This is a genomic window from Bradyrhizobium sp. 191 (genome assembly GCF_023100985.1).
GTDB classification, from domain to species: Bacteria; Pseudomonadota; Alphaproteobacteria; order Rhizobiales; family Xanthobacteraceae; genus Bradyrhizobium; species Bradyrhizobium diversitatis.
The window spans coordinates 3,076,448-3,100,036 of sequence record NZ_CP064692.1 but is presented as its reverse complement, the minus strand read 5'-3'; the positions used below and the strand labels follow the sequence as shown (position 1 = coordinate 3,100,036).

The 23,589-nt window shown below is 59.5% G+C and carries 21 protein-coding genes and 3 pseudogenes; 11 read left to right on the top strand and 13 right to left on the bottom strand.

The window, feature by feature from the left end; all coding sequences use genetic code 11:
- Positions 1 to 44: 44 nt before the first annotated feature.
- Complete coding sequence (locus IVB23_RS14245; protein WP_247803949.1) at positions 45 to 1,610, top strand: IS66 family transposase; 1,566 nt, start codon at positions 45 to 47, stop codon at positions 1,608 to 1,610.
- Positions 1,607 to 2,209 (top strand): plasmid pRiA4b ORF-3 family protein, encoded by a 603-nt coding sequence (locus tag IVB23_RS14240; protein WP_247803948.1) that lies wholly within the window; start codon positions 1,607 to 1,609, stop codon positions 2,207 to 2,209. The genes IVB23_RS14245 and IVB23_RS14240 overlap by 4 nt, the downstream gene beginning before the upstream one ends.
- Positions 2,210 to 2,313: 104 nt before the next feature.
- Here the strand turns inward: IVB23_RS14240 and IVB23_RS14235 are convergent.
- From IVB23_RS14235 to IVB23_RS14220, 4 genes and pseudogenes are all read right to left on the bottom strand, one after another.
- Positions 2,314 to 2,631, bottom strand: a pseudogene (locus IVB23_RS14235) (HipA N-terminal domain-containing protein); the annotation flags it as partial.
- Positions 2,631 to 2,756, bottom strand: a complete 126-nt coding sequence (locus IVB23_RS39450; protein WP_346659141.1) for a hypothetical protein — start codon at positions 2,754 to 2,756, stop codon at positions 2,631 to 2,633. The gene IVB23_RS39450 and the pseudogene IVB23_RS14235, both read right to left, overlap by 1 nt.
- 277 nt (positions 2,757 to 3,033) lie before the next feature.
- Complete coding sequence (locus IVB23_RS14225; protein ID WP_247330481.1) at positions 3,034 to 3,267, bottom strand: hypothetical protein; 234 nt, start codon at positions 3,265 to 3,267, stop codon at positions 3,034 to 3,036.
- A gap of 7 nt (positions 3,268 to 3,274) precedes the next feature.
- Positions 3,275 to 3,607, bottom strand: a complete 333-nt coding sequence (locus tag IVB23_RS14220; RefSeq protein WP_057853677.1) for a hypothetical protein — start codon at positions 3,605 to 3,607, stop codon at positions 3,275 to 3,277.
- A gap of 335 nt (positions 3,608 to 3,942) precedes the next feature.
- Between IVB23_RS14220 and IVB23_RS14215 the strand changes: the two genes are divergently transcribed.
- Together IVB23_RS14215 and IVB23_RS14210 are read left to right on the top strand one after the other, a co-directional pair.
- Complete coding sequence (locus tag IVB23_RS14215) at positions 3,943 to 4,824, top strand: site-specific integrase (protein ID WP_247803947.1); 882 nt, start codon at positions 3,943 to 3,945, stop codon at positions 4,822 to 4,824.
- 11 nt (positions 4,825 to 4,835) lie between these two features.
- A pseudogene (locus IVB23_RS14210) lies at positions 4,836 to 5,828 on the top strand (IS91 family transposase); the annotation flags it as partial.
- A 1,800-nt stretch (positions 5,829 to 7,628) separates the two neighbouring features.
- On the opposite strand, the gene IVB23_RS14205 reads toward IVB23_RS14210, so the two are convergent.
- From IVB23_RS14205 to IVB23_RS14195, 3 genes are all read right to left on the bottom strand, one after another.
- Positions 7,629 to 8,144 (bottom strand): MarR family transcriptional regulator, encoded by a 516-nt coding sequence (locus tag IVB23_RS14205; RefSeq protein WP_247320994.1) that lies wholly within the window; start codon positions 8,142 to 8,144, stop codon positions 7,629 to 7,631.
- A 432-nt stretch (positions 8,145 to 8,576) separates the two neighbouring features.
- Complete coding sequence (locus tag IVB23_RS14200) at positions 8,577 to 8,756, bottom strand: hypothetical protein (protein ID WP_247320993.1); 180 nt, start codon at positions 8,754 to 8,756, stop codon at positions 8,577 to 8,579.
- A 721-nt stretch (positions 8,757 to 9,477) separates the two neighbouring features.
- Positions 9,478 to 10,977: a CoA-acylating methylmalonate-semialdehyde dehydrogenase gene (locus tag IVB23_RS14195; RefSeq protein WP_247800746.1), complete on the bottom strand. Its 1,500-nt coding sequence runs from the start codon at positions 10,975 to 10,977 to the stop codon at positions 9,478 to 9,480.
- Positions 10,978 to 11,083: 106 nt separating this feature from the next.
- Between IVB23_RS14195 and IVB23_RS14190 the strand changes: the two genes are divergently transcribed.
- Positions 11,084 to 11,971 (top strand): LysR family transcriptional regulator, encoded by an 888-nt coding sequence (locus IVB23_RS14190; RefSeq protein ID WP_247800747.1) that lies wholly within the window; start codon positions 11,084 to 11,086, stop codon positions 11,969 to 11,971.
- Here the strand turns inward: IVB23_RS14190 and IVB23_RS14185 are convergent.
- A complete protein-coding gene (locus IVB23_RS14185) occupies positions 11,937 to 12,884 on the bottom strand; it encodes a LysR family transcriptional regulator (RefSeq protein WP_247803946.1) in 948 nt (315 codons plus the stop codon). The genes IVB23_RS14190 and IVB23_RS14185 overlap by 35 nt on opposite strands.
- Positions 12,885 to 12,998: 114 nt before the next feature.
- Between IVB23_RS14185 and IVB23_RS14180 the strand changes: the two genes are divergently transcribed.
- The 4 genes from IVB23_RS14180 to IVB23_RS14165 all read left to right on the top strand — a co-directional run bounded on the left by IVB23_RS14180 (position 12,999) and on the right by IVB23_RS14165 (position 17,978).
- Complete coding sequence (locus IVB23_RS14180; protein ID WP_247320984.1) at positions 12,999 to 13,988, top strand: nitronate monooxygenase; 990 nt, start codon at positions 12,999 to 13,001, stop codon at positions 13,986 to 13,988.
- A 103-nt stretch (positions 13,989 to 14,091) separates the two neighbouring features.
- On the top strand, positions 14,092 to 15,447 hold the full coding sequence (locus IVB23_RS14175) for an MFS transporter (RefSeq protein ID WP_247803945.1): 1,356 nt from the start codon (positions 14,092 to 14,094) through the stop codon (positions 15,445 to 15,447).
- Positions 15,448 to 15,845: 398 nt separating this feature from the next.
- Entirely contained in the window at positions 15,846 to 17,012 is a 1,167-nt protein-coding gene (locus IVB23_RS14170) for a branched-chain amino acid ABC transporter substrate-binding protein (RefSeq protein ID WP_247803944.1), read from the top strand.
- 39 nt (positions 17,013 to 17,051) lie between these two features.
- Complete coding sequence (locus tag IVB23_RS14165) at positions 17,052 to 17,978, top strand: branched-chain amino acid ABC transporter permease (RefSeq protein WP_247320978.1); 927 nt, start codon at positions 17,052 to 17,054, stop codon at positions 17,976 to 17,978.
- Positions 17,979 to 17,986: 8 nt separating this feature from the next.
- Here IVB23_RS14165 and IVB23_RS14160 read toward each other — a convergent pair whose 3' ends face one another.
- From IVB23_RS14160 to IVB23_RS14150, 3 genes are read right to left on the bottom strand one after another with little or no spacing between them, the layout of a single operon-like run.
- Positions 17,987 to 18,274 (bottom strand): hypothetical protein, encoded by a 288-nt coding sequence (locus IVB23_RS14160; protein ID WP_247803943.1) that lies wholly within the window; start codon positions 18,272 to 18,274, stop codon positions 17,987 to 17,989.
- The gene (locus tag IVB23_RS14155) at positions 18,274 to 18,789 is read right to left on the bottom strand and encodes a helicase-related protein (protein WP_247803942.1); all 516 of its coding nucleotides are present in this window, start codon (positions 18,787 to 18,789) and stop codon (positions 18,274 to 18,276) included. Before IVB23_RS14155 ends, IVB23_RS14160 begins: the two co-directional genes overlap by 1 nt.
- Positions 18,790 to 18,827: 38 nt before the next feature.
- Positions 18,828 to 19,850, bottom strand: a complete 1,023-nt coding sequence (locus IVB23_RS14150) for a DEAD/DEAH box helicase family protein (protein ID WP_247320972.1) — start codon at positions 19,848 to 19,850, stop codon at positions 18,828 to 18,830.
- A 445-nt stretch (positions 19,851 to 20,295) separates the two neighbouring features.
- Between IVB23_RS14150 and IVB23_RS14145 the strand changes: the two genes are divergently transcribed.
- Positions 20,296 to 20,901: a hypothetical protein gene (locus IVB23_RS14145; RefSeq protein WP_247803941.1), complete on the top strand. Its 606-nt coding sequence runs from the start codon at positions 20,296 to 20,298 to the stop codon at positions 20,899 to 20,901.
- Between the two features lie 577 nt (positions 20,902 to 21,478).
- On the opposite strand, the pseudogene IVB23_RS14140 reads toward IVB23_RS14145, so the two are convergent.
- Positions 21,479 to 22,181: pseudogene (locus IVB23_RS14140) on the bottom strand (DUF6602 domain-containing protein); the annotation flags it as partial.
- Positions 22,178 to 22,351, bottom strand: coding sequence for a hypothetical protein (locus IVB23_RS14135; RefSeq protein WP_247320970.1), 174 nt, complete (start codon positions 22,349 to 22,351; stop codon positions 22,178 to 22,180). The pseudogene IVB23_RS14140 and the gene IVB23_RS14135, both read right to left, overlap by 4 nt.
- Before the next feature lie 481 nt (positions 22,352 to 22,832).
- Between IVB23_RS14135 and IVB23_RS14130 the strand changes: the two genes are divergently transcribed.
- Positions 22,833 to 23,584 (top strand): IS5 family transposase gene (locus IVB23_RS14130; RefSeq protein WP_247800519.1). Its coding sequence is split into 2 segments (ribosomal slippage): positions 22,833 to 23,163 and positions 23,163 to 23,584, totalling 753 coding nucleotides; the frame shifts between segments, so codons are not numbered across the junction.
- The last annotated feature ends 5 nt before the right edge of the window (positions 23,585 to 23,589 follow it).

The window sequence follows — 23,589 nt, the reverse complement described above, 5'->3', positions numbered from 1 at the left end:
GATCTTCGCTGCATCGAGGCGCGAAGCATGGCAGACTCGGGCCAATGAGTGATTTGCCTGATGAGCTGCCGAGCGATCCAGCCGAGTTGCGTGTCTTTGCCGCCGCTCTGCTGGATCGCTGCGCCAGGCTCGAGCGGTTGCTCAAGCTTGCGAAAGATGCGCAGTTCGGTCGATCGTCGGAAAAGCTGGACGCTGATCAACTTCAGCTTGTTCTAGAAGACATCGAAGAGGCCGTCGCGGCTCTCGAAGCAGCCGAAGATCGCGCCAATCCCAGAACCTGCGAGAAGAGAACTGCCAAGCACAGGGCCAATCGTGGCAAGCTGCCGGAGCATTTGCCCCGCATCATCGAAACCCTGATGCCGGCTGAAACCTGCTGCCCCTCCTGCAAAGGCGATCTCGTTGAGATTGGTCGCGATGAGAGTCAGAGGCTCGACGTCGTTCCGGTGCAATACCGGGTGATTGTGACCCGCCGGCCCAAACTGGCCTGCCGCGCCTGTCACGGTGTCGTCCTCCAGCACGCCGCTCCCGAGCGACTGATCAGGGGTGGATTGCCCACCGAGCGGCTCGTCGCGCAAGTGATCGACGCCAAGTATCATTGGCATTTGCCGCTCTATCGCCAGGCGCAGATGCTGGCGACGCACGGTATCGCCATCGACCGTTCCACGCTCGCCTTCTGGGTCGGCTATGCCGCCCAGGAATTGAAGCCCTTGTGGCATCGTCTGCGAGAGCTTCTGCTCGCCACCTCGAAGCTCTGTGTCGATGAGACCCCGGTGCCGGTGTTGGATCCGGGGCGCGGCAGAACCAAAACCGGCTACTTCTGGGCGCTCTCGCGTGATGACAGGCCTTGGGCCGGACCTGACCCACCTGGCGTGGTTTACGCCTATGCACCGGGCCGTGGGGCGGTTCATGGCTTGCGGCTGCTTGAGGGCTATCGCGGCATCATCCATTGCGATGGCTATGAGGTTTACAAGACCATGACCCGAGAGACGCGTTCGGACGCACTGTCCGGGACGCTTGCCTTCTGCTGGTCGCATCTGCGACGCCAGTTTGTGAAGATCGAGCGCGAGGCTGCTCCGGCACCGGCTCCGGTTGCCCGCGGGGCCCTCGAGCGCATCGCCCAACTCTACGCGGTCGAGAAAGTACTACGTGGCCGATCTGATGCTGAGCGCCGCGCAGGCCGACAAGCGCATGCCCGGCCTTTAGCCGCAGCCTTGAAGCAGTGGTTTGAGGCAAAGCTTGATCACCTTGCGCAGAAGAGCGACACGACGAAGGCTTTGCGTTATGCGCTGCGTCATTGGGACGGCCTGACGCTCTACCTTGATGACGGGCGCATCGAGATGGACACGAATGCGGTCGAGCGTGCGATGCGGCCGATCAAGCTCAATGCCAAGAACTCCCTTTTTGCCGGTTGCGACGAGGGCGCCGAGAGTTGGGCAGTACTAGCTTCGTTAATCGAGACCTGTAAGCTCAATAGCGTCAGTGCCGAGCACTGGTTCGCCGACGTCCTTGGGAAGCTCGTCAATGGTTGGCCTGCGTCACGATTGGATGAGCTGCTCCCCTGGGCATCGACTTACATAATGCATGCTCACGATCCAAAGCTGGCGGCATGAGCCTCAACACAACCGCTGTCCGGATCAAGGTGACCCTCAAGGACGTGAAACCGGAGGTGATACGTCGCCTTGTCGTACCCATCACCCTGCGTCTTGATCGGCTGCATCTGACGCTTCAGGCGGCGTTTGGCTGGACAAACAGCCACCTCTTCGAGTTCCACGCTGGCGAAGAACGTTGGGGCATCCCTGATCCCGACGGTGATTTTGGCCCCCAGCCTATCGATGCCCGCAAGACGCGGCTCTCCAATATCGTTCAAGAGACCGGCGCCAAGACGATCCATTATCTCTATGACTTCGGCGACAGCTGGGATCATGTGATCAAGCTCGAAAAATGGTTCGACAACACGACGACACAGGGACTTCCCCTCCTGCTCGAGGCCGCCGGTCGTTGTCCTCCGGAGGACGTCGGCGGTGCGCCCAGCTATGCCGAATACCTCGATGCCATCGGCGACCCTACCCATCCAGAACATGAAAATATGCGCCTCTGGGGTCCGCAGCGGTTCGATCCCAACGTCGTCGATCGAGCCGCGCTTGAGACCGCCGTCAACGCATTGTCGGAAACATGGAAGCCGCGCCGGCGCACCACGCGATCAAAATAGGCGTCAAGCGCCAATCGAAAGGGCCGCAGCGCTACGCTTACAGTCAGGCGCGAGCGTGTGCATTACGAAGCGCCGAAGGCTGGCCGCGTGCCGCAGGACATGAAAGCGCCGACGCAGTCCCTGCCGATGGCCGCGAGCAGGCTATAGGCGTCGGTCCCGGCAGCGCCAACCGTTTGCGCCACTCGGCGGCGTAGCGCGTCGGAATCGGGGAGGAGGTTGTCGAAGACAGCCGTGACGGTTTCGCCGCGGAAGGGATCCTCGCGCAACGGCAGCGAAAGCGAGACGGGAAGGGCATGCTCCCACCCGAGCCAATCAGCCTCGTACCGGAATTCAATAGCGCCGGTTGCCGCTTTGGTGAGGCGGCCGACAAGGCGGTTGTTGAGGAGCACACGCAGCGGCACATGGCGAGGGCGGCGGGCCATCAGAAGATATCCTCGATGTCCGCCGCACTGGCCTTGCCACGGGCCACAATCCGGAATTCAAGGTCGAGGGCGGCCAGCACGGCGAGGATGGTCTCCAGCCTTGCCGCCGGGTTGCCGGTCTCCATCAGGGAAATGGTCTCCTGCCGCACCCCGCCTGATCGGCGAGCTGCGTCTGGCTGAGGTCGCGCTTTTTGCGGGCACGGCGTACCAGATTGCCTATCTGTTGCGGTGTCCTTGCGAGGTCGGTCATAGCTCACCCTTCGGCCCCATTATGAGCTAACTCCGATAAAATCGCAATATCGGTTTTGGCGCATAAAACAATATTGGACTAAACCGCTCCGCGGTAGGCAGCGATGGCGGCGGCCTGAAGAAGGAAGCGGCACAGAGTGCGCGGCAGCGGCATTAACGATCCTTCGCTGTGCGTCGCGCCGTCCGACCCGTCGCCTCGCTGAACAGGTGGCGGGGGATGTTGATTATCGCAAAACGTCGCCGGTCTTCCGGGTGCGTTTCAAAATCTGCCTCCACAAAAATCTCGACGGTCTCCTCACTGGCATGAACTTCGACGCGTACCGGCGCGTCTTCAAACTCTACTTCATATCGGCGACCATTCTTTCCTCGGATAATCGCGTGCGCCATTTTTATGCTACCTCCGGCCCTGCTTCTTGAGCTTTTTCACTCGGTGCTTCTGATAATCCAGAACGGCCGCTGCAAGTGGCATCGAGCGCGGCACGCGCACATGTGTGAGGGAGACGACAAGCGCTCTGCCTGTTTCTTCCGAGCGAGACAAATGGCAGATGATGCCGCCCTCGTCACCGGCGTATGACAAATCCCAGACGACGTGGTGCATCCGATCAGCATCGGCAACATTCTCGGCTTGCAGATATTCGATCAACGATGGTGCCAGTTCAACGTCGAATGGCGCGGCTGCCTTGAGTGCGGCGAGCAGCCGGGTGGTCTTCTCCGGATTGTCGAGCATAGGTCGTCCATCTTTAACGGGCGAATCAGAGAGCTGACGATCAGCGATGATAGGGAATATGGCTCAACAGAGCCATATTCGCTATCCGTCGCACAACTCGCCTTCCTCCCATTGCTGGTTGACCCGATCCAATGGCGATGACCTCACGGGCATTACACCGCTTCCTCGCTAATACAACGCAGTCCGCCCCTCTCCGGCGCATCACCGCTTCGCGGTAGGCGACTCGTGGCAAGCTTTGGTGCCACCATCTGATCTTCCTTCATTCCCGACGAAGTTCGATTGCGAGACGCTGGAGGCGCTGCTTGCAGCGCTTTCATATCGCAAAGGAGCTTCCCATGACGGTTCTTCGACAACGGATGACTGAGGACATGCAGGTCCGGAATCTGTCGCCGCATACACAGGCATCGTATCTCCAACAGGTATCGCTGTTTGCACGTTACTTCCGTATGTCGCCGGATGCGCTGACCCCCGAGCACATCCGGACTTATCAAATCTACCTCACGAACGAGAAGAGGCTGGCCCCCAATTCAATCCATACGGCTGTCGCGGCGCTTCGGTTCCTTTACAGGATTACGCTCAAGAAGGACTGGACCTTTGGAGAAGACATCCCGCTTCCAAAAAAGCCGCAGAAGCTACCCGTCGTCCTGAGCCCTGAAGAAGTTGTGCATTTCCTCAGCTGCGTGGATTGCAACAAAGATCGGGTGATCCTGACCACCTGCTACGCGGCAGGCTTGCGCATTTCGGAGGCCGGCCGGCTGAAGGCCGCCGCCATCGATAGCGCCCGTATGGTTGTTCGCGTCGAGCAGGGTAAAGGTCGCAAAGATCGGTACGTGATGCTGTCGCCCATGCTGCTGGAGATCCTGCGCAGCTACTGGATCGCCGTTCGCCCGAAGGAGTGGCTGTTCCCTGGCATTCACGATGATCGGCCAATCACGAAGGACGCCGTAGAAGCAGCCTGCCAAAAGGCGCATCGGTTGTCCGGTCTCTCTAAACCCGTCACCCCACATTCGCTTCGGCACGCATTCGCTGTACATCTCCTCGAATCAGGTACCGACTTGCGGACCATTCAGCTCCTCCTCGGTCATCGCAGCCTCGCCACCACGGCCAAGTACTTGCGCATCGCGACCAACAAGGTCTGCGCGACGTCCAGCCCTCTGGACCTCTTGCCGCATCCAGTTCCAGCCGAACCACAGCCGGCGCCGCCAAAACACTTCTGAGTTTCAGACCGATGGCCCGCTCGGGGCCGGAAGTGGCGGACATATTCCGCCGCTACGGTGCAGCCTATCGTGAGAGCCATGGCGCCTCGCTATGCATTGCGCAGCGTCGCGTCATGAGCGCGATCGAATTGTGTCGAACTGCGGCACTTGGTGGTCATGTCGAGCGCTGCGATCACTGTGACCACCAGCGCATCTGCTACAATAGTTGTCGTGATCGCCACTGCCCAAAATGCCAATCACTGGCTCGTGCCCAGTGGTTGGACAACCGTCGATCAGAACTTCTCGACACCCGGTATTTTCATGTGGTCTTCACCATACCGCAGTCCATTGCAGCTATTGCCCTTCAAAACAAGGAGATCGTCTACGGCATTCTGTTCCGGGCCGCCAGCGAGACGTTGCGCACCATCGCAGCTGACCCCAAGCATTTGGGCGCACAAATCGGATTCTTCGCGGTGCTTCATACTTGGGGTCAGGCTCTTTTTCACCATCCGCATCTGCATTGCGTGGTTCCGGGTGGGGGCATTTCTCCGGATGGCACACGATGGATTTCCTGCCGGCGCAAGTTCTTTTTGCCCCTTCTCGTGTTGGCGCGTCTGTTTCGTCGACTGTTTCTCGATTATCTCCGGAAGGCCTTCGACGCCGGAGACTTGCAGTTCTTTTCCTCGCTGGAAACCCTTCGGACGCGCGACGCCTTCTTGCGTCACATCGCGCCTATCCAGAAGAAGGATTGGGTGGTTTACGCGAAGCGCCCCTTCGCCGGACCTGAACAAGTCCTCAAGTACGTCGCACGATACACGCACCGCATCGCCATCTCCAACAATCGCCTCCTCGATATCGACGACGGCAAGGTTCAGTTTCGCTGGAAAGATTATCGCAATGGCCACCGTCAAAAGACGATGACGCTTGGCGCTGACGAATTCATCCGTCGGTTCCTGCTTCACGTACTTCCCGACGGGTTTCAACGTATTCGGTATTTCGGCTTCCTGGCCAATCGCTACCGCGCAGAAGACCTCAACGCTACGTTCCAGCGAATTTCTGGCTCCCTGGACCCCAACCATTCTGGTGTACCGGACATGGCGAATTCCGCTGGGGCCAAATCCTCTGTGGCGTGGAGGAGGACAAGACAACGCGAAAGTCGAAGGGACTAGATCAAGGGATTTCCGATCCCAAGATCACGCGCGAATGGATACAGCAAGTGGTTGAACAGTCGGGTTCACCCATGCATTGACGGCGTCAGTATCACACAGATTGTCCTTCCTTCACGGGCCTATGTCTTTGTAATTGAAGCGCCAGCAACTCAGGCCGGACCACACCAGGCCCGACGATAAAATACTATAAGCGCTTTGACGATTTCTGCACGCCAATGAAGGACTATGAGATCAAGGACGTATAATGCGCCCGTGGTGAGCAGCCGGCCTTAACCGTGCATTTGCATCGAAGGATTTATTTGGAGGCGATAGCCTCGTATTCCGATCAAAGCCGTTCTTTTGAACAGGAGCTCTACTCCTGCAATTTACAGGTCGCGCCGCATCTTTTTTGATCGTCGTTTAGGGTAGTTGATGGAGGACCATTTCAACCGAGCGGAGAGATTTCGCTTGGGCAAGAAGATGTGGTCGCCGCTCCCCCGAACGATTTTCCAATCTTTCGCGAAACGCCCCGAACCCCATTGAAATCAAAATCGCTACGTCTTTGCAGAGGAACACCGACTTATTTCAGTGCAGCCCACGTGGTCGCTTGTATAGGAGCTCAACTTCAGTGGTGAGGGACACTGCCAGCGTCAATTGGCCGGACTAATTGGCTTCGATCACACTCGCGAAAGTTTTTCAGAATTTTCTCGGAGGTATAACCTTCAGCCCGACAAATTCTTCTGGCGCTGAAGGTGTAGTGAGCGCGACTTCCTTCCCCGCCGTAAAAATGAAGAGGATGCTTCGCTAGCCGGCCAAGGCGGACGCCGGCTGAGTGGCGTTGAATGGCGCGATGCCTGGGGCGCGGCCTCAATCGTGATCGCGCGCCCAAAGCATCGCGCGTTCGCGTATCCGCAAGAACAGTTGAGTTCGGTCGAAGACACGATTCGTGTTAGGCGCGTGTTCAATGGCGGCCGGCACCGGGCCTGGACTTCTCGATCCCCATGTGGGCCTATAACCGCCGTCCCACGCCGGGTGGACGTCGAGAGAAATTTTCGACCATCCCGCCGAAACCTACGGGATGTAGGCGTTAAGCAACCGGATGAGACGTGGGGCTGGGCTTCGTCCGCCTTGAGACCTGAGCCGTGGTAAGGCGGCATCAGCATGAGAAGGCTTGCGCCTCGTTCGGCCGCATAGCGTGCGCGCTCCACCGCGATACGAGTGCTGAAATGGCTGCATGTCACCATGACCGGTTTGCGGCCCGCCACATATGATAGGCAGAGCTGCAACTAGCAATCTGCGTTCCTCATCAATAGGAAGGAACTGCTCGGAATAGTTAGCCAGGATGCAAATTCCGTCGACCTTCTGATCGATCATGCAATCCAAAACGCGCCGCTGCCCCTCAAGGTCGAGATCTCCAGAGACGGTGAATGGCGTTGGCGCAACCGCCCCTTTAAAGCTCAAGCAGAGATCACACAGCGTGCTTTTGGCCTCTCTGTGATCCGAGATCGTACTCAGGAGGCCGGCCAAGCGCCCTACGAAACCTCAGATGGTGAGTGGTCATTTGTCGCGCGCCTTCAATCGGCAAGAAGGACGATAGGCATTTTTGTCCTCGCCGACTTAGAAAGCTCAAACAAGGAAGGATGACTGCGCTCCCTTCAAGGATTGTCTCAGTTCATTTCAGGATCTTAGTGCGGCATGCAGGCGAGCTTTTTCCAGCCGTTGCCTGACTCCGTTTAGGCAGCTAGCCAATCTGGCGAACTCTTGAATACCGAGATCTCCGACAACAAACTGATCAAGTTCTTGCTGCTGGGCCGCGATGCTCGCAAGACGCTTGCGAGCGTGATCTGTTAACGATAGGTGTACGAAACGGGCATCCTTAGTGCAAGGCTTGCGCCGCACCAACCGTTTTTCTTCGAGCTGCTTCGAATGCATCGTGATGAAAGATGAACCAACCTCCATCAATTTTGCAACCATGTTGACCGGAACACCGTCTCCCCGTTCCAAGTCGGTGAGCGCCATTAAGATCATCATTTGCGGTCCGGTAATGTCGAGCGCATTCGCCTGGTACTGACGAAGGTCGTCCAGACACACATTGAGAGATCTGATCTCCCACATAAATCGCCTGAGTACATCCTGATTTTCGGCAGAGCTTTTTCCGAGCCGTGTTGTTGGCCTAGGCAATTTCGGTGCCATCGGATTTCAGGAGCTCCTTCCTTGAACTGTTCGCGCTAGCAGAGTTTTAACAGAGAGGAATAATGTTTGGCTGACCGAATCGACCCGGCAAGTGCGGGATGTTAGATCGACAAGTTGCATCCCGCGAGCTCGCTCCCGGTGCAAATCTGCAGAAGATCCGCCGCTGTGCCTCGCAACTTCACACAACCATTGTGCTGAAATCCGTCAAAAATTTCTCCTTGAACGCACAATTTGAGCGTGACGCCCAGTTCTCAGGCACATTAAATCGCCTCGTCGCGCTGGCTCAAGTCTCAACGCACCAAGAGCTCACTAGCACAGGACGAGCGAAGGGGTCGCGCCGTACTCAATGTTTGATCGAGGCGCGCCCGAACCCCGCGAAATTGCAGCTTGAGAGCGAGGCCGCCGCTCCAGAGCCACCGAAGTCTATGCTGACTACTGGCGATGCGCTCGACCCGCGAGACGATCTCCGGCCATCGGCGCGAAGTAACTCTGCAGCTTGGCTGCGATGTCAGCCTTCGAAGCGGGCGCAAGATCAGAGGTCTCGACAGCCTTGGCGAAGTCGTTCGCGCTCTCTTGGAAGGCCTCGATGTAGCTCTGGTCTCGACGGAGCATGAAATTCTTCTCGTGACGGCGCATCATGAGCATTCCGCTCGCGAGCATGGGATTTTGGAACTCCTTCAGTCGAGCTTCTATGGCGTGGACGGATGCGCGAAGCGGACCGCTGAGTCCGAGTTTCTCGTTCAGCCCCAGCTTGATTTCGGCTTGCTGATGTCGGCAAATTCTTCCGGTAGACGCCTGGTAACCAGATCACCGTTCCGGACTTTGCGGGCAATTCCTTTTTCAACACGCTCGGCAATTTTGTGTCCAATCCCAGGGCGGGACTGCTTTTTGTCGACTTTGTCATCGGCGATGTCCTAGTGCTGCAGGGGACGATCGAGTTGCTCTGGAATGATCCATCGATTCAGGGCTTCAAGGGTGCCGAGCGCGCCTGGCAGCTTCATGTCACAGCTGCCCGGAGAGTGCGGGCTGCGGCGATCCCTCTCATCGGAGAGGTGGTCGAATATTCTCCGAGGGCGCTCACCACGGGAGCTTGGCCGAGAGGTGAGCGTTCCCAGTGACCCAATGGAGCTGAGGAGAGCGAGCATGACAACCGCCGATGGATATCGACAGGGCAAATCTGAGTCCGGTCCGACGATTCTAGGGCGATATTCACGGATTGATCGGCCGAATTCACCTCTCTGGCGGCGATTGCCAGAGTTCACCATTTGAGGGCCACGCCAACTGGCGAGTTGAGAAGGCCGTGGAGCTGCCACGGCCTTCCATTTGGAGAAGATCAGGACATCGTCGGCATCACGAACTCGGCGCCTGCCCGGATGCCGGTCGGCCAACGGGTCGTGATCGTTTTCAGCTTGGTATAGAAGCGAACGCCCTCGGGGCCATGCATGTGATGGTCGCCGAACAGAGAGGCTTTCCATCCACCGAACGAATGGAATGCCATCGGCACCGGGATCGGTACGTTGATGCCCACCATGCCGACCTGGATCTGATGCGCGAACTCACGCGCCGCGTCGCCGTCCCTAGTGAAGATTGCAGTGCCGTTGCCGAACTCGTGCTGGTTGATCATGTCGGCCGCATCGTCATAGGACTTGGCCCGAGCTACCACGAGCACCGGTCCGAAGATCTCTTCGCGATAGATCTTCATGTCCGTGGTCACGCCATCAAACAGGCTGCCGCCGATGAAGTAGCCCTTCTCGTAGCCCTGGCGATGGAAATCGCGCCCGTCCACAATCAGCTTCGCGCCTTCGTCAACGCCGGCGTCAATATAGCCTCGGACCTTGTCGAGGTGCTGCTTCGTCACCAGCGGGCCCATCTCGGCATCGGGGTCGGTGCCGGGACCAATGTTAAGCGCGCGGACCTTGGGCGCCAGCTTTTCGATCAGACGGTCGGCGGTCGTGTCTCCGATCGGAACGGCTACCGAGATTGCCATGCAGCGCTCGCCGGCGGAGCCATAAGCCGCGCCCATGAGAGCGTCGACCGCCTGGTCCATGTCGGCGTCAGGCATCACGATCATGTGGTTCTTGGCGCCGCCCAGCGCCTGGCAGCGCTTGCCGTGGCTGGTCGCCGTCTCATAGATGTATCGCGCAATCGGCGTCGAGCCGACGAAGCTGACCGCGACGATATCCGGATCGGTTAGAATGGCGTCCACCGCCTCCTTGTCGCCATGCACGACGTTGAACACGCCGTCGGGCAGCCCGGCCTCCTTCAGCCACTGCGCAAGCACAAGCGAGGCCGAGGGATCGCGCTCTGACGGCTTGAGGATAAACGTATTGCCGCAGGCCAGCGCAACCGGGAACATCCACATCGGGACCATCGCCGGGAAATTGAATGGCGTGATGCCAGCGACGACCCCGAGCGGTTGACGCAGCGAATGGCTGTCGACACGGGTACCGACATTCTCGCTGATCTCTCCCTTGAGCAGTTGCGGCGCGCCGGTCGCGAACTCCACCACCTCCATGCCGCGTTGGATCTCGCCCTTCGCGTCCGAGAGCACCTTGCCGTGTTCGGCGGTGATCACTTGGGCAAGTTCATCGATACGATCCTCCATGATCCGCAGGAAACGATTGAGAATACGCGCACGCCGCAGTGGCGGTGTGTTCGCCCAGGCCGGAAAGGCCTTGCGGGCCGCTGCGGCGGCCGACCGCACGTCTTGCGTCGTGGCAAGTCCGAGCGTTGCCGATTGCTCGCCGGTCGCGGGATTGTAAACCGGCGCGGTGCGAGGGCCCCGGCTCGGCACTAACTCGCCATTGATGAAGTTCAGAATAGTCACGGGCATTGGCTGCTCTCCCTAACTTGATGCTTGATCGAGCCAGATATGCAGCGCATAAAAATGCGGCATCAACGGCCGAATTCGCGGCTCCGTTGTGCAGAAAGTGTAGTCAATGGATTGGGAGCGCGTTCGGATATTCCTGGAGGTGGCGCGTGCCGGCCAGATTCTGAAGGCCTCGAAAAGCCTACGGCTGAACCATGCAACGGTCGCCCGGCAACTGACGGCGCTTGAGAGTGGCTTGAATGCCAAACTGCTCGAACGACACACTTCAGGCTGCACGCTGACGGCGGCGGGCGAGGCCCTTGTCGCGGCTGCCGAACGCGCAGAGAGCGAATTCCTCAAAGTGGGATCGAGCATTGGAGGCGCCGCCGAGGCCCTCACCGGAACGGTGCGCGTAGGGGCGCCGGACGGGCTTGGCAACTACTTCCTGGCCGATCGGCTGGGCGCGCTGGCCGCGAAGCACCCGGGCCTTGTCATTCAGCTCGTGCCACTTCCGCGCACGTTCTCATTGTCAAGGCGCGAGGCTGACGTTGCGATCACGCTGGACCGGCCCAAGCAGGGCAAGCTGATCCTGTCCAAGCTCACCGACTATACGCTCAGTGTCTATGCTGCTGATGCTTATCTGGCGCGCGCGGGTCCCATCAAGACGCAGGCCGATCTTGCCGGCCGCCTGTTCGTCACCCAGGTCGAGGATTTCGTCTACAGCAGGGCATTGGACTATGCATCGGTGCTCGGCCGGCTCATGTCGCGACGCTATGAATGCGGCAGCGTCGTTGCGCAGATGGAGGCTGTTCGCGGTGGACACGGCGTCGGAATCCTTCATGATTACGTGGCCCAGCGCTATCCCGAATTGCGGCGTCTGCTTCCCGACATCCGCTTCGTGCGGAATTACTGGCTGACGTCACATCCCGATACGCACGAAACGCGGCGCGTTGCGGAAGTGCATCGCTTCATCGTGGCCTCAGTCAAGGCGGCGAGGTCGTCTTTCGAGGCTGCTTGAGCGCCACTGCCGGTTTCTCAGGCGGGGCTGTTTGGATTGTTCCCGATCCGGCGCATTCCATGAACGCCCGCAGCGCGGAGGACACGAATGCGTCCTTGCGATGAACGAAAACCGTGGTGGCCCTGCCGGTCCCGTTCGGCAAAGAATGCAGGTGGATCAAGCCCTGTCGTTCGGCAGAATCAGCGACGACGCGCGGCACCAACGACAGCCCGACCGAAGCCGCCACACAACCGATGATTCCGTCGAGCGTTCCCATTTCCATCCAGCGCAGGTCGACGAAACCACGATGCGCAAGATACTCCGACAGACGCTGTCGATAGGAGCAACCGGCGCGAAACACGATCACCTTCCGGCCGCTTCCCGAAGCCAGGAATTTGCTGAGGTGTTGGGGGGACGTCACCATCGGCGGCGTGATCAGCACCAGCTCCTCCTCCACGATCGGTGTGCAGGTCAGTTCACCGTGCGTGACCGGTGCAGAGACAAAAGCTCCATCAAGCTTCCGAGACAATACGCAGTCGACCAGCGCTGCGGTCGGGCCCGTCTCGATTTGGACGTCAACATCGGGATAAGCGATGCCGTAATGGGTGAGCAACGGTGGCAGGCGTAACGCCGCCGTCGTCTCCATCGATCCAATGCGCAGCTCGCCGCCCGGCCACGCCTCGTCCTTCACTGCGCAATGCGCCTCGGCCAACAGATCGCTGATGCGCTTGGCGTAAGGAAGCAGCCTGTTGCCCATGGAGGTGAGCGTGACACCTTTCTTGGATCGGTCAAAAAGTCGGACGCCGAGCTGGTTCTCCAGCGCTCTAACTCGCTGGGTCACGTTCGATTGGACGGTGTGGAGATCGTGGGCGGCGCGGCCGATTCCGCCGGCCATGGCGACTGCGGAAAAGAAATTCAGATCCGTGCTGTCCATATGGTCATCTCCCGGAATGATGACCCTGATCAATAATAATCACTTTTATGTTGTCAATAGCTATTCTAGCTTCCCAGCATCCAAGACGGGAATGAGCCTAGGAGAGGAAGAGACATGGCTATCAAGACGAGATTGACCGAATTTTTTGGGCTCGAGCACCCGATTGTGCTGGCGCCGATGGATCCGGCCTCCGGCGGCGAGCTGGCCTCCGCGGTTTCCGCGGCAGGTGCTCTGGGCCTTCTTGGCGGCGGTTATGCCAACCGCGCCTGGTTCGAAGAACAGTCCGCAAAGGTGAGCCGCCCGGACGTCGGCTGTGGATTCATCACCTGGGCGCTGGCGAATGATCCGGGTCTGCTCGATCTCGCTCTGGAGCGGCACAAGAAAGCGATCATGCTGTCGTTTTCGGATCCTGCGCCATATGCCCCGAAAGTGAAGCAGGCCGGCATCCCGCTGATCTGTCAGGTGCATACGCTCGAGCATGCCCAGCGGGCGATCGACGTCGGCGCGGACGTTATCATCGCACAGGGTACGGAGGCCGGCGGCCACGGACTCACGGCGCGCTCGACGATGCCGTTCGTTCCTGCAGTCGCCGATATGATCGCGCAACGAGCGCCGCGCGTTCTCCTTCTTGCCGCCGGAGGCATTGCTGACGGGCGCGGTCTCGCCGCCGCGCTAATGCTAGGTGCCGACGGTGCTTTGATCGGATCGCGGTTTTGGGCCACACAAGAATCAGTCATTCATCGCAACGCCAAGGAAAAGGTGCTGGCAGCCACCGGCGATGAAACGATCCGGACGCGTGTCTACGACGTTGTCCGCAAGAAGGCTTGGCCCTCGGAGTACACTGGGCGCCTGATGAAGAACGGCTTCATCGAAAGGTGGCATGGCCGGGAAGACGAGCTGCGCACACTGCAAGAAGCCGAGCTGCAGCGCGTCGAGAAGGCGTGGGCCTCCGGCGACTACGATACCGCCAATGTCACGGTCGGAGAAGCAATCGGCCTCATCAACGACATTCCAACCGCCGGTGAGCTGGTGAAGCGCATTTCAGCAGAAGCAAGCGCATGTCTTGCGCGCTACGCGCCGACGCGAAATTCTATCGCGGCCTAACGGGTCCGCAACTTTCTACCTAGTGCCGGGTGGAAACGGCGCGTGCGCTGCGGCGCACGCGCCCGCGAAAACACGTGCCCAACAAGGCCGAAGGAGAGATATGATGAGCGAACCTAAAGCGGACGCCCCGAACCTGGGAATCTGGACGGTGGTGCTTGCCTCAAGTGCGGGCACGATTATCGAGTGGTATGACTTCTATCTCTATGGAAGCCTTGCCGTGTTCTTTTCGACCCTTTTTTATCCCGCCAACGATCCCACCGCCGCCGTCCTGATCAGCGTTGCAACCTTTGCTACCGGATTTGTCATCCGGCCATTCGGTGCCATCCTGTTCGGAAGTCTTGGCGACCGATTGGGACGCAAGCACACCTTTCTGCTGACTCTTATCTTAATGGGAATTGCGACCACCGCGGTCGGTCTTTTGCCGACATATGCAAGTATCGGCTTTGCCGCACCTGTCGCGCTGGTCGTGCTCCGACTGGTACAGGGCTTGGCCATCGGCGGCGAGTACGGTGGCGCTGCCATCTATGTGGCTGAGCATGCACCGGCAAACCGTCGTGGCTTCTTCACTAGCTTCATCCAGACCACCGCCACCTTGGGCTTCTTTGTTGCAATTCTGGTCGTGCTGGCGTGTCGGCTATCGCTCGGGGAGGAAGCATTCCGTGCTTGGGGATGGCGTATCCCGTTCTTGCTGTCTGCACTTCTCGTCGTGATTTCGATCTATCTTCGCCTCAAGCTCAGCGAGTCGCCTGTTTTCGAGCAGATGCGCCAGGCCGGCACGGTCTCGCGCGCGCCGGTTCGCGAAAGTTTCGGCACGAGACAAGGATTGGGTTATGCGCTCTATGCTCTCTTCGGCGCGACGGCGGGTCTGGGATGCGTGTGGTACACCGGGCAATTCTACGCGCTGTATTTCCTGCAGAGCGTTCTCAAGGTGGACTTCCTGACGGCGAATGTCTGCGTCGCCGTTGCTCTAGCCATCGGCACGCCGCTGATCGTCGTGAGCGGGGCCTTGTCAGACCGTATCGGACGCCGTCCGCTGATCGTCACCGGACTGCTGCTCGCCGCCGCGCTCTACGTTCCCATCTACATGGGGATTGCGAGCGCCACGGCTGCGCACAATTACGTGGTCGTCACGGCGCTTATCCTGGCGCAACTCATCTTCGTAGCGCTGGTCTATGGACCGAATGCCGCGTTTCTCGTCGAGCTCTTTCCGGCGCGGCTGCGATATACCTCGCTGTCGCTTCCCTATCACATCGGCACTGGGATATTCGGCGGCTTCGTTCCGCTGATCAGCCTCTCGCTCGTCAGCTACACTGGCAACATCTACGCCGGCCTGATCTATCCGATCGCGATCGCACTCATGACGGCGGCGGTCAATATCCTTTGCCTGCCCAAGGCTGTCGCAGTCGACCTTTCAAGTGAATTCGGCACGACACCGGCAGCCGGCCGCCAGACCGCATGAGCCGGGAAGCCGCCAACTGCCATCGAGGTGTTCGTGCAAGACCCTTTGCACGAACACCCGGCGGGAATTTGCCGCGAAGATGGTATGAGGGATTCGTTCGACGTCTGCGATGAGCCCCTGGCTGTCGTGACTGCGAACAATTCCTCCCTCGACTTGTCGCAGATGTCCTGCGACGCAGTCACCCCGTTGCTGATTGCAACGGGGTGTTTTTTTGAGACCCGCATCTGCTTCGTCGAAGGCAGCCCGATGCTCAAAGCAGCAGCAATCTGTTTCGATTGTAGGCGACCAACGCCGGTGCACCTGCTCGTGCTCTGTTGCGCACGCCCGTTTGCGAAGATTCGCACTGCCTCGCCTGCCCGGGATGGATACAGTTTTGTGAGCGAGGGAGGGCATTTCCAATGAAGCTGATAACTAAATTGTTGCTGCTGACATGCGGCGCGCTGGTCGCAGGAGCGACCGGAACAGTTCCGGTCTTGGCCAAGGAGACCGTAAAGCTTGCGTTTATTGGACCATTGTCGGGTGGGAATTCAGCTCCCGGCATCGGGGGCCGCAACTCCACGCAATTGGCCGTGCAATTGCGAAACGCCGACCCCGCGGCAAAGTATACTTACGAGCTCGTCACCTTCGATGACGAATGCAAGCCGAATATCGGCATCCAGGTCGCAACCAAGGCTGCATCGGATCGTAGCATCATCGCCGGTGTGACCCACTATTGCTCGGCCGTAGGCATCGCGACGGTTGATACCTATGCCCGGTTCGGATTGCCGGTCGTGGTGTGGGGCGCCATCCTGCCCGAGATCACCTATGGCAACGACTACCACGAAATTCATCGCGTCAACGGGACGATGATCAATGAAGGCAAGCTCGCAGCGGAGTTCCTCACCAAGCAGGGGTTCCTGAAATACGTTGTCGTTCACGACACCACCGACTACGGCAAGGGACAGAACAAATATTTCAGCGAATATCTCAAGTTGGCCGGCGGCGAGATCGTCGCGACTTTTCCGGTCAGCCCGGATCAGCAGGACTTCACGGCTGAGCTCACCAAGATCAAGGAGCTCAAGCCGGACCTGATCATGGTGGGCGGCCTGACGCCGCTCGGCGTCCGATTGCGGGCTCAAATGGATCGGGTCGGTGTCACCGCCCAGCTTGCGGGCGTCTCCGGCATAATGAACGCGGGCTTCCTGGAAGGCGCAGGTGCCGCGGCGGAAGGAACGATTTCCTTCCACAACGGCGCTCCCATCAGCAAATATGAGCAGGGCCAAGCGTTTCTCGACGCATACGCCAAGGCGGGCTTTCGCGAGGACCCGGACGCCTATGGCCCCTTCGCCTACTCCGCCGCCAATCTGATCATGGATGCGATCGAGAAGGTTGGCCCCGACCGGGCCAAGGTCAAGGACCTGCTCAATACGACCAAGGCATACAAGTCGCTGGTCGGCGAGATCAATTTCGACGACCACAGGCAGAACATTCTGAGGGCCAACGTCTATGTCGCCCAGGATGGTAAATGGGTCTACTGGCCGGATAGCGAATATTCCGCCGGCAAACGAAAACTCCGCCTTAACTGACCAAGACGTCATGCGTCGCCCTAGCGCGCGGAGACATTGATGGACCTCGGAATCGTAGCGCAGCAGGTATTCAACGGCCTCATGCTGGGCGTGATCTACTCAATGATCGCCGTTGGATTTTCGCTGTTCTTTGGGGTGCTCAACGTCATCAAGTTCTCGCACGGTGACGTCGTGACGCTGGGAAGTTTCTCAGCCTTGGGAGCCGCCGGCCTTTCGGGAGCTCTCTTTGCGCTGCCTCCTGCGCTGGCCTTGCTCGCCGGTTTGTCGGCTGCAGTCGGCGCCGGGGCGCTCGCGGGCATCGTGATCGGGAGGGTTCTTGTGATCCCCTTGCGCGGCGCCCCCAGCATCAATGTGCTGCTCGCGACCCTGATGGCCGGCACCGTGCTGCGCGAGGCCATCCGGCTTGGCGTGCCCAACGGCGGCAACCCGAAGCCGTTTCCGGCTTTGTTGCCGAGCGGCATGATCAAGGCCGGCTCCTTCAGTGTGGGTATCGACAGTGTGATCATCGTGTGCGCCGGACTGCTGCTGGTGGTGGGAACGCATCTGTTGGTGACCCGCACCCGGTTCGGGCTCTCGATCCGCGCCGTGGCCCAGGATGACGAGGTTGCACGCCTTGCAGGCATCGACCAGCAGCGCGTGGTGCTGGGGACCTTCACATTGGGATCGGGGATCGCCGCTTTTGCCGGCTGCATGCTCGGGCTGTATTACCGCGAGATCAGCTTCAACATTGGCGTTCTGCTCGGCATCATCGGATTCGCCTCGGCCGTGGTGGGCGGTCTTGGAAGCCTGATGGGGGCCGATTATCGGGGGATTTCTATTCGCCGGCGTGCAGACGCTGGTCGTGGTGGCGATGCCGATCTCGAGCGCTTATCGCGATGTCGCGGCCTTTGCCGTCATCATCATCCTGATTGCGTTGTTCCCGACAGGAATGATTGCAGAACAGCGCAGCGACCGGGTGTGACATGAGCAGCCTTTCAAGCCCGGCTCCCTCGCTCTCCGTTCCGCGGATTCGTCGTCATCCGCGCGCCCTCGTCGCAGCCGTGGTGGCGCTTCTGTTTTCCGGCGGCGGCCTGATGATGCACGCCGAATCCCAGCCCGTAGTTCTCGCCTTGCTCGCGGCCTTCATTCTGGCGTTTGGAGTGGCGGATCGAACGCAGATCGGCCGGGAGATCGCCGCCACCTGCGGTGACTATCGAGGCGTTGCCAATGGCATGGCATTGCTGTGTGCGTTGATCCTGATCGGCCTGTTTCACGCCGATCACTACGCGCTTCTGATGCTAGCAACCGTCGCAATCTTCTCGACTGCCTGCATCGCGCTCAACTTGCAGCTCGCATTCGCCGGCATCGCCAACTTCGCAGGCGCGGCCTTCTTCGTCATAGGATCATATACGGCCGCCGTAGTGAGTGCATACACCACCGTTCCGCGCGCATTTGCGCCGTTGATCGGCGTGACAACGGTGGCCTCACCGATCGTCTTGTCGTCGCCTTTGCGGGTGATGCGGCCAATGAACTGCAGCGTGACGGCCAAGGACTTGTGCGTATCGTGCAAGGCCGCAATCTTCAGGTTTGGAAGGTCAACGCCTTCGCCCAGCATGTCGACGCAGACGACGATCCTGGTCCCGTTTACGCCCCGGTCGTAGAGCTGCGCCATCGACTTTGCGTTCCCCGTCTTGCGGCCAGGGCCCGAATAGACCAGCACGGGCTTCATTTCCGGTGCGAGCTTGCGGTAATGCTTCCACACCTCCTCAGCGCGTTCCTTGGTCCGGGTCCGCGCCATCAGCAGGTGGTCCAGGCCCAGCTCGTTCCGGTCGCGTCTCAGGACGGCGACGGCTTCAGCGACGATCTCTGATCGCGAGTCGACTGGTCGCCATACTCTTCGACGCTCCTGAGGTTGATGGGCCGGTAGTAGCCTGTCTCCTGCGCATCGCCGAGCTTGAAATTGAAAATGATCTTGCCGTCGACCTTCCTTTCATCGCGACGGAATGGTGTTGCGGTGAACTGGATGATCTTTTTCGCTGTGAAGCGCTCCCGCACCTCGCTCCAGGTCGCCGCGGTGATGTGATGGGCTTCATCGACGACCAGGATCGAACAGCCTTCCAGCAGCCGGCGCAGCGCGTCGGGGGCCGATGCCTTCAGGATGTCGGGAGTGGCGATGATGACGTTTGATGCATTCACGATGGCCTCGGCGTGGCCCACCGTGCTGATGCCCTTCGTAATCTTAGCCACGAACGGCCGAGCGAGTTCAACGGGTATGGCGCCAGCGGCCGGCAACACGCCCAGGGTCGAGAACTTGGCGCCGATCTGGTTTCGCAGGATCGAACTTGGCACCAGGACGAGCATTTTGCGCTCGCGTCGGTACACGAGGTCGGCAAGCATGGTCTCGGTTTTCCCCGTACCGGTGGGGAGGACAATGGTCGCAGGCTCAAACTCCTTGCCCACTGAGAAGTGCGCCGCAATGGCGTGCAGGGCGCCGATCTGCGGCAGACGCAAACCGGGATGGCCGTGGTCGAGATCCTCGACGGCGAAAATGAAGCGGTTTCGCCAGGACTCCAGCACCTTTTCAGGGCTATCGGCCCAGGTCTCCAGGGCGCCAAGCCGGTCCCAAGTCAGTTCAAAGGGGGACGTCGATTCCTTGTAATCGTCGGGATCGACGCAGGTCAGGACGGGCAAGGGGCTCTCGACGCGGTGGACCTTCGGAAAGCGGATCAGAAATGCGTCGAGCGGAGGCGCCAGGCGGGTCGTGATTTGGTCGTGTCCGGGATGCTGGGATGGGAAAAACTGGGCCTGCACCACCTCGCCAGGGAAGGCCTTCTGGCTGACCGTGTTCTTTCCGAACACGAGCCGGGCTCAGGGAACGCCGGCAGCCGGACCGGTCGTGTCCATTTGCTAAACAAGCTCACGGTTAGTAATGCCAGTCAGACGACTGCCCCCTCAGCTGGTTCCCGATTCCCCGGGGGAAGCCTACACAAAGACGCGAAGTTTGGGAACTGCGCCGCGTAGCTGTGGACATATAATCCTTGAGGTCGCTGGAGGTTTCACGGAAGATCAAAGGGTTAGAATGAAAAGAGGCCCGGGAGCTGTGCTCGACCAGGCCTCGAAAGGCTTGCCCCGAAGGTAATGCAAGTCCACGGACCAAGCGGGGCGTACCACCCGGGCGTACCAATCCTGGTGACCGACGCCAACGGACAAACCAGAGTGTCGCCTGGCGTCATTCAGTTTCTGCCCCCGCCTAATCGAATCAGCGGGACTTCTGTATCTTCCACGCCGGTGGAGGATACCAACCATGCAGCGGATTACCCGCGCTGCCTTCGTTGTGGCGCTCAAGGAGGGGGTCTCCGGCAGCTTCCCGTTCCAAGCCGACGAGACGTTCGAGGACTGGGTCGCGCGAGCCCGGGAGATTCCGAATCCATCTCGGCGCGCCATGCTGGCGGCAAGGATGAGTGTCTTGAAGCAGAGGTTGATTGCACAATACTCCGCACGGAAGAGCGCCTGGATCGCTTCCGCGCGATTGACGTTTCAGCCAGGGCCTCGCAAGGCCTGCTATGTCTGCGGTGGTTTTGGACCAATCACGCAGGCACACCACGTCATACCTCTGAACGAGCAATTTGACCTTGGTTTCGTTGCGCCCGATCATGAGCACGAATGGCTCTGCCCGAACCACCACGTCATCCTGCATCTCTCGATCGATCGCAGCAGCTCGCATCAGAAATTGGGGCGCCGAGCAGCCCCGAGCCTAGCCCACACGCCTTTGGAGCACTTCGACAGACTGATCGAGCTGGTTGGTCGCGCGGGACGAACGACGCAGCGGCCTGACAGTCGCAGCAGCTTGCCGCTAGCTGGTCGGGGACTCTTCCGAGATCCCGGCTCTAGTATGACTTCGCAGGGGTGATATGCCGTCCAAAACCTCTGACATGCTTGCAGTCAGTCGAACGGCTGGCCAGCTGGCTCTAGGATACTACGCATTCCTCGTCGCTCAGTATGTCGCCGCAAACCCGCAGTCGATAAACTCGCTCCCGCCGGCGGAGGAATTTGGACGGGACCCCGTCGGGGAGATAAAGCGTAAGGATGGCACATCTCACACTTTGGATTTACGCTTCTATCTTGATCTCTTCCGCGAAGATCACGGCATACAAAGCGAGATATTGAGGTCGTGGGCCATGGGCGCGCTGCTCACCCTGGGCGACGAGTTGTCGGCGCACAAGTATTTCGACCGAGCACCGATTTTGGAACTGGTGTACCACCTCCGCAACGGTGTTGCTCACGGTAACCGCTTTAACATTACGAGAGATGGTCAGCATCGTTTGGTGCAGTATCCGGCGCACAATCGCGATGCGACAGCGAACAGCCCTGCTGGCGTCACCTACGAAATCACGCCCGGCCTTGGCGGGGCTGTCCTCTTCGATTTTATGGGACCCGCCGACGTCATCGACCTGCTCCAGTCGGTTGAACTCTATCTGTCCAAGGCCGCCGGAGGCCCGCACATCGATCATCGGCACTGTCGCGATGGTCTGCAACATCGCGATCAGCTCCAACAAGAACGCCGTTGCCGCGCGTTTGTCAGCTTCGATCATGTGGCCGCGATTTGGCTTCATAAAGATCCCGTGCGCGGCCACGCATCCCAAATCCAGGGACGCGAGCGCATCAGCTGCCGTCAGCGCCTTTAGCAGCGGATCGCCCAGTGGGGGATTCCACTCGCTGTCGAGTGTGAGCAGGCCGCCAAGAATGACTCCGGGTGTCTTGGCCGGTTGCAAGCCGCTGGCCGAGGGTATCGGCAGGCTCGTCCGGTGTAGGGCCCGGACGCTCGCGATTTTGTGCGCGGCGTATTCGACCTGAGGCGCATCGATTGACTGCTTGGCTTCGAAGACGGCGTAGACGCTTTCGGCCGGGATCACCAGCGTGCCGTCTTGCTTGAAAATGAGCGGGGTATACTAGTGATCGTATATGACGATATCGATTTGCTGGCTTGCAGTATCGGTGCTGTCGATGACGAAAGCCCTGTCGACGCGATAGCGTTCCGGCAGATAGTTTTTCAGCAACTCAATCCAGATACCCTCGGTGGCATCGCCCTTAGCGACCGGGATGGCCAAGCGCGGAACGGCTGCGCTCAAGCCGCAGCGAAATCTCCCCGTGAAGGCCGGCCAGGAGCTTTTCGAGCGACCAGACGCTCATACGACGATATCCCGCCAATAGGGCGCCGCGAGCACCGGCGTGGCCGCCTTCTTGATCGCCTGCTTCTCGGCAACGGTGAGATCGTCCGAAATTATGTTGTTGGTGTTGGAGGGGTCGACAAACTTCGCCGAGGAGATGTTGTCGCGCAGATAGGCGAACACCGTTCGCATGTTGTCGGCAAGCGGCGACAGCCAGGCGGTCTCAAGCGCCTTGATGACCGCGAGCTCACCCGACGCATGATTTCGACCCGCACACCCGCTGTGGCGCAGTTATCGTGCATCATTACGCGAGTGCGCGACGTGCACCGAATCAGCACACGGCCTATTCTCCGACAAAGTCGCTGATTCTCTCTTCATCGGCCAATGTCGGGCAGCCGGGAGCTACGTCATGAAGATTCTGCGATCGATCGCACGGGTTGCAGACTCATCGCTCCCCTGCTTGCGATGGTCGCCATAGTCTGGATTGGGGTGACCATTGGTCGGTCTTCCGAGAAAGACGAATCAGCCGAATCGCGCAGCGCAGCAGCGGAAGCGTGTCGCGGTTTTGGGCTCCTGGTACAGGATAGTCTCCGCCCGCAAAAGAATTCCCTAAGCTAAGGGCCTGTTTGGATTCAGGATTCTCATTTGGGCTTGGCTGTGATTCAAGCTTGGGATGAACCGATTCGTTTTGACTGACGCCCAATGGGCGAAGATGGAACCACATTGTCTTGGCAAGCCGGCTGATCCCGGCCGGAGCGGCAAGAACAACCGGCTATTTGTCGAAGCAGTCTTGTGGATCGCCCGGACAGGCAGCCCATGGCGCGATCTGCCGCGCGCCTTCGGCAACTGGATAACCGTATACACGCGTTTCCGCGACTGGGCGAAGGCAGGTGTCTGGAAGCGTCTGTTCGATGCGGTCTCGGACGAGCCGGACATGGAATACGTCATGGTCGATGCCACCATCGTCAAAGTCCACCGCCACGGACAGGGCGCAAAAGGGGGACGCAAAACCAAGCCATCGGCCGCTCGAAAGGCGGTATGACCACCAAAATCCTGGCACTTACCGACGCGCTCGGTAATCTCGTGCGTTTCGTGCTGCTGCCCGGCCAGCGCTTCGACACGGTCGGCGTCTCGCCGCTTATCGAAGGGCTGGCCTTCGATGCGCTGATCGCAGACAAGGCGTTCGACAGCAATGCCATCATCGCCGACCTCGACAAGCGCGGCGCCAAGGTGGTCATTTCCCAGCACCCACGTCGCGCCAAGCCTCTCGCCATCGACAAGGAAATGTACAAATGGCGGCATCTGATCGAAAATTTCTTCTGCAAGCTCAAGGAATTCAAGCGGATCGCCATGCGCGCCGACAAAACCGATTTGAGCTTCGAAGCAATGATCAATCTGACCGCCGCCGTGACAAACTCAAGATGAATCCA

What these genes read in the sequence shown, in the direction of transcription:
- IVB23_RS14245 (WP_247803949.1), top strand. Translation starts at nt 45, where the DNA reads ATGAGTGATTTGCCTGATGAGCTGCCGAGCGATCCAGCCGAGTTGCGT.
- IVB23_RS14240 (WP_247803948.1), top strand. Translation starts at nt 1,607, where the DNA reads ATGAGCCTCAACACAACCGCTGTCCGGATCAAGGTGACCCTCAAGGAC.
- IVB23_RS39450 (WP_346659141.1), bottom strand. Translation starts at nt 2,756, where the DNA reads ATGGAGACCGGCAACCCGGCGGCAAGGCTGGAGACCATCCTCGCCGTG.
- IVB23_RS14225 (WP_247330481.1), bottom strand. Translation starts at nt 3,267, where the DNA reads ATGGCGCACGCGATTATCCGAGGAAAGAATGGTCGCCGATATGAAGTA.
- IVB23_RS14220 (WP_057853677.1), bottom strand. Translation starts at nt 3,607, where the DNA reads ATGCTCGACAATCCGGAGAAGACCACCCGGCTGCTCGCCGCACTCAAG.
- IVB23_RS14215 (WP_247803947.1), top strand. Translation starts at nt 3,943, where the DNA reads ATGACGGTTCTTCGACAACGGATGACTGAGGACATGCAGGTCCGGAAT.
- IVB23_RS14205 (WP_247320994.1), bottom strand. Translation starts at nt 8,144, where the DNA reads ATGGCACCGAAATTGCCTAGGCCAACAACACGGCTCGGAAAAAGCTCT.
- IVB23_RS14200 (WP_247320993.1), bottom strand. Translation starts at nt 8,756, where the DNA reads ATGCTCCGTCGAGACCAGAGCTACATCGAGGCCTTCCAAGAGAGCGCG.
- IVB23_RS14195 (WP_247800746.1), bottom strand. Translation starts at nt 10,977, where the DNA reads ATGCCCGTGACTATTCTGAACTTCATCAATGGCGAGTTAGTGCCGAGC.
- IVB23_RS14190 (WP_247800747.1), top strand. Translation starts at nt 11,084, where the DNA reads ATGGATTGGGAGCGCGTTCGGATATTCCTGGAGGTGGCGCGTGCCGGC.
- IVB23_RS14185 (WP_247803946.1), bottom strand. Translation starts at nt 12,884, where the DNA reads ATGGACAGCACGGATCTGAATTTCTTTTCCGCAGTCGCCATGGCCGGC.
- IVB23_RS14180 (WP_247320984.1), top strand. Translation starts at nt 12,999, where the DNA reads ATGGCTATCAAGACGAGATTGACCGAATTTTTTGGGCTCGAGCACCCG.
- IVB23_RS14175 (WP_247803945.1), top strand. Translation starts at nt 14,092, where the DNA reads ATGAGCGAACCTAAAGCGGACGCCCCGAACCTGGGAATCTGGACGGTG.
- IVB23_RS14170 (WP_247803944.1), top strand. Translation starts at nt 15,846, where the DNA reads ATGAAGCTGATAACTAAATTGTTGCTGCTGACATGCGGCGCGCTGGTC.
- IVB23_RS14165 (WP_247320978.1), top strand. Translation starts at nt 17,052, where the DNA reads ATGGACCTCGGAATCGTAGCGCAGCAGGTATTCAACGGCCTCATGCTG.
- IVB23_RS14155 (WP_247803942.1), bottom strand. Translation starts at nt 18,789, where the DNA reads ATGGCGCGGACCCGGACCAAGGAACGCGCTGAGGAGGTGTGGAAGCAT.
- IVB23_RS14145 (WP_247803941.1), top strand. Translation starts at nt 20,296, where the DNA reads ATGCAGCGGATTACCCGCGCTGCCTTCGTTGTGGCGCTCAAGGAGGGG.
- IVB23_RS14135 (WP_247320970.1), bottom strand. Translation starts at nt 22,351, where the DNA reads ATGCGAACGGTGTTCGCCTATCTGCGCGACAACATCTCCTCGGCGAAG.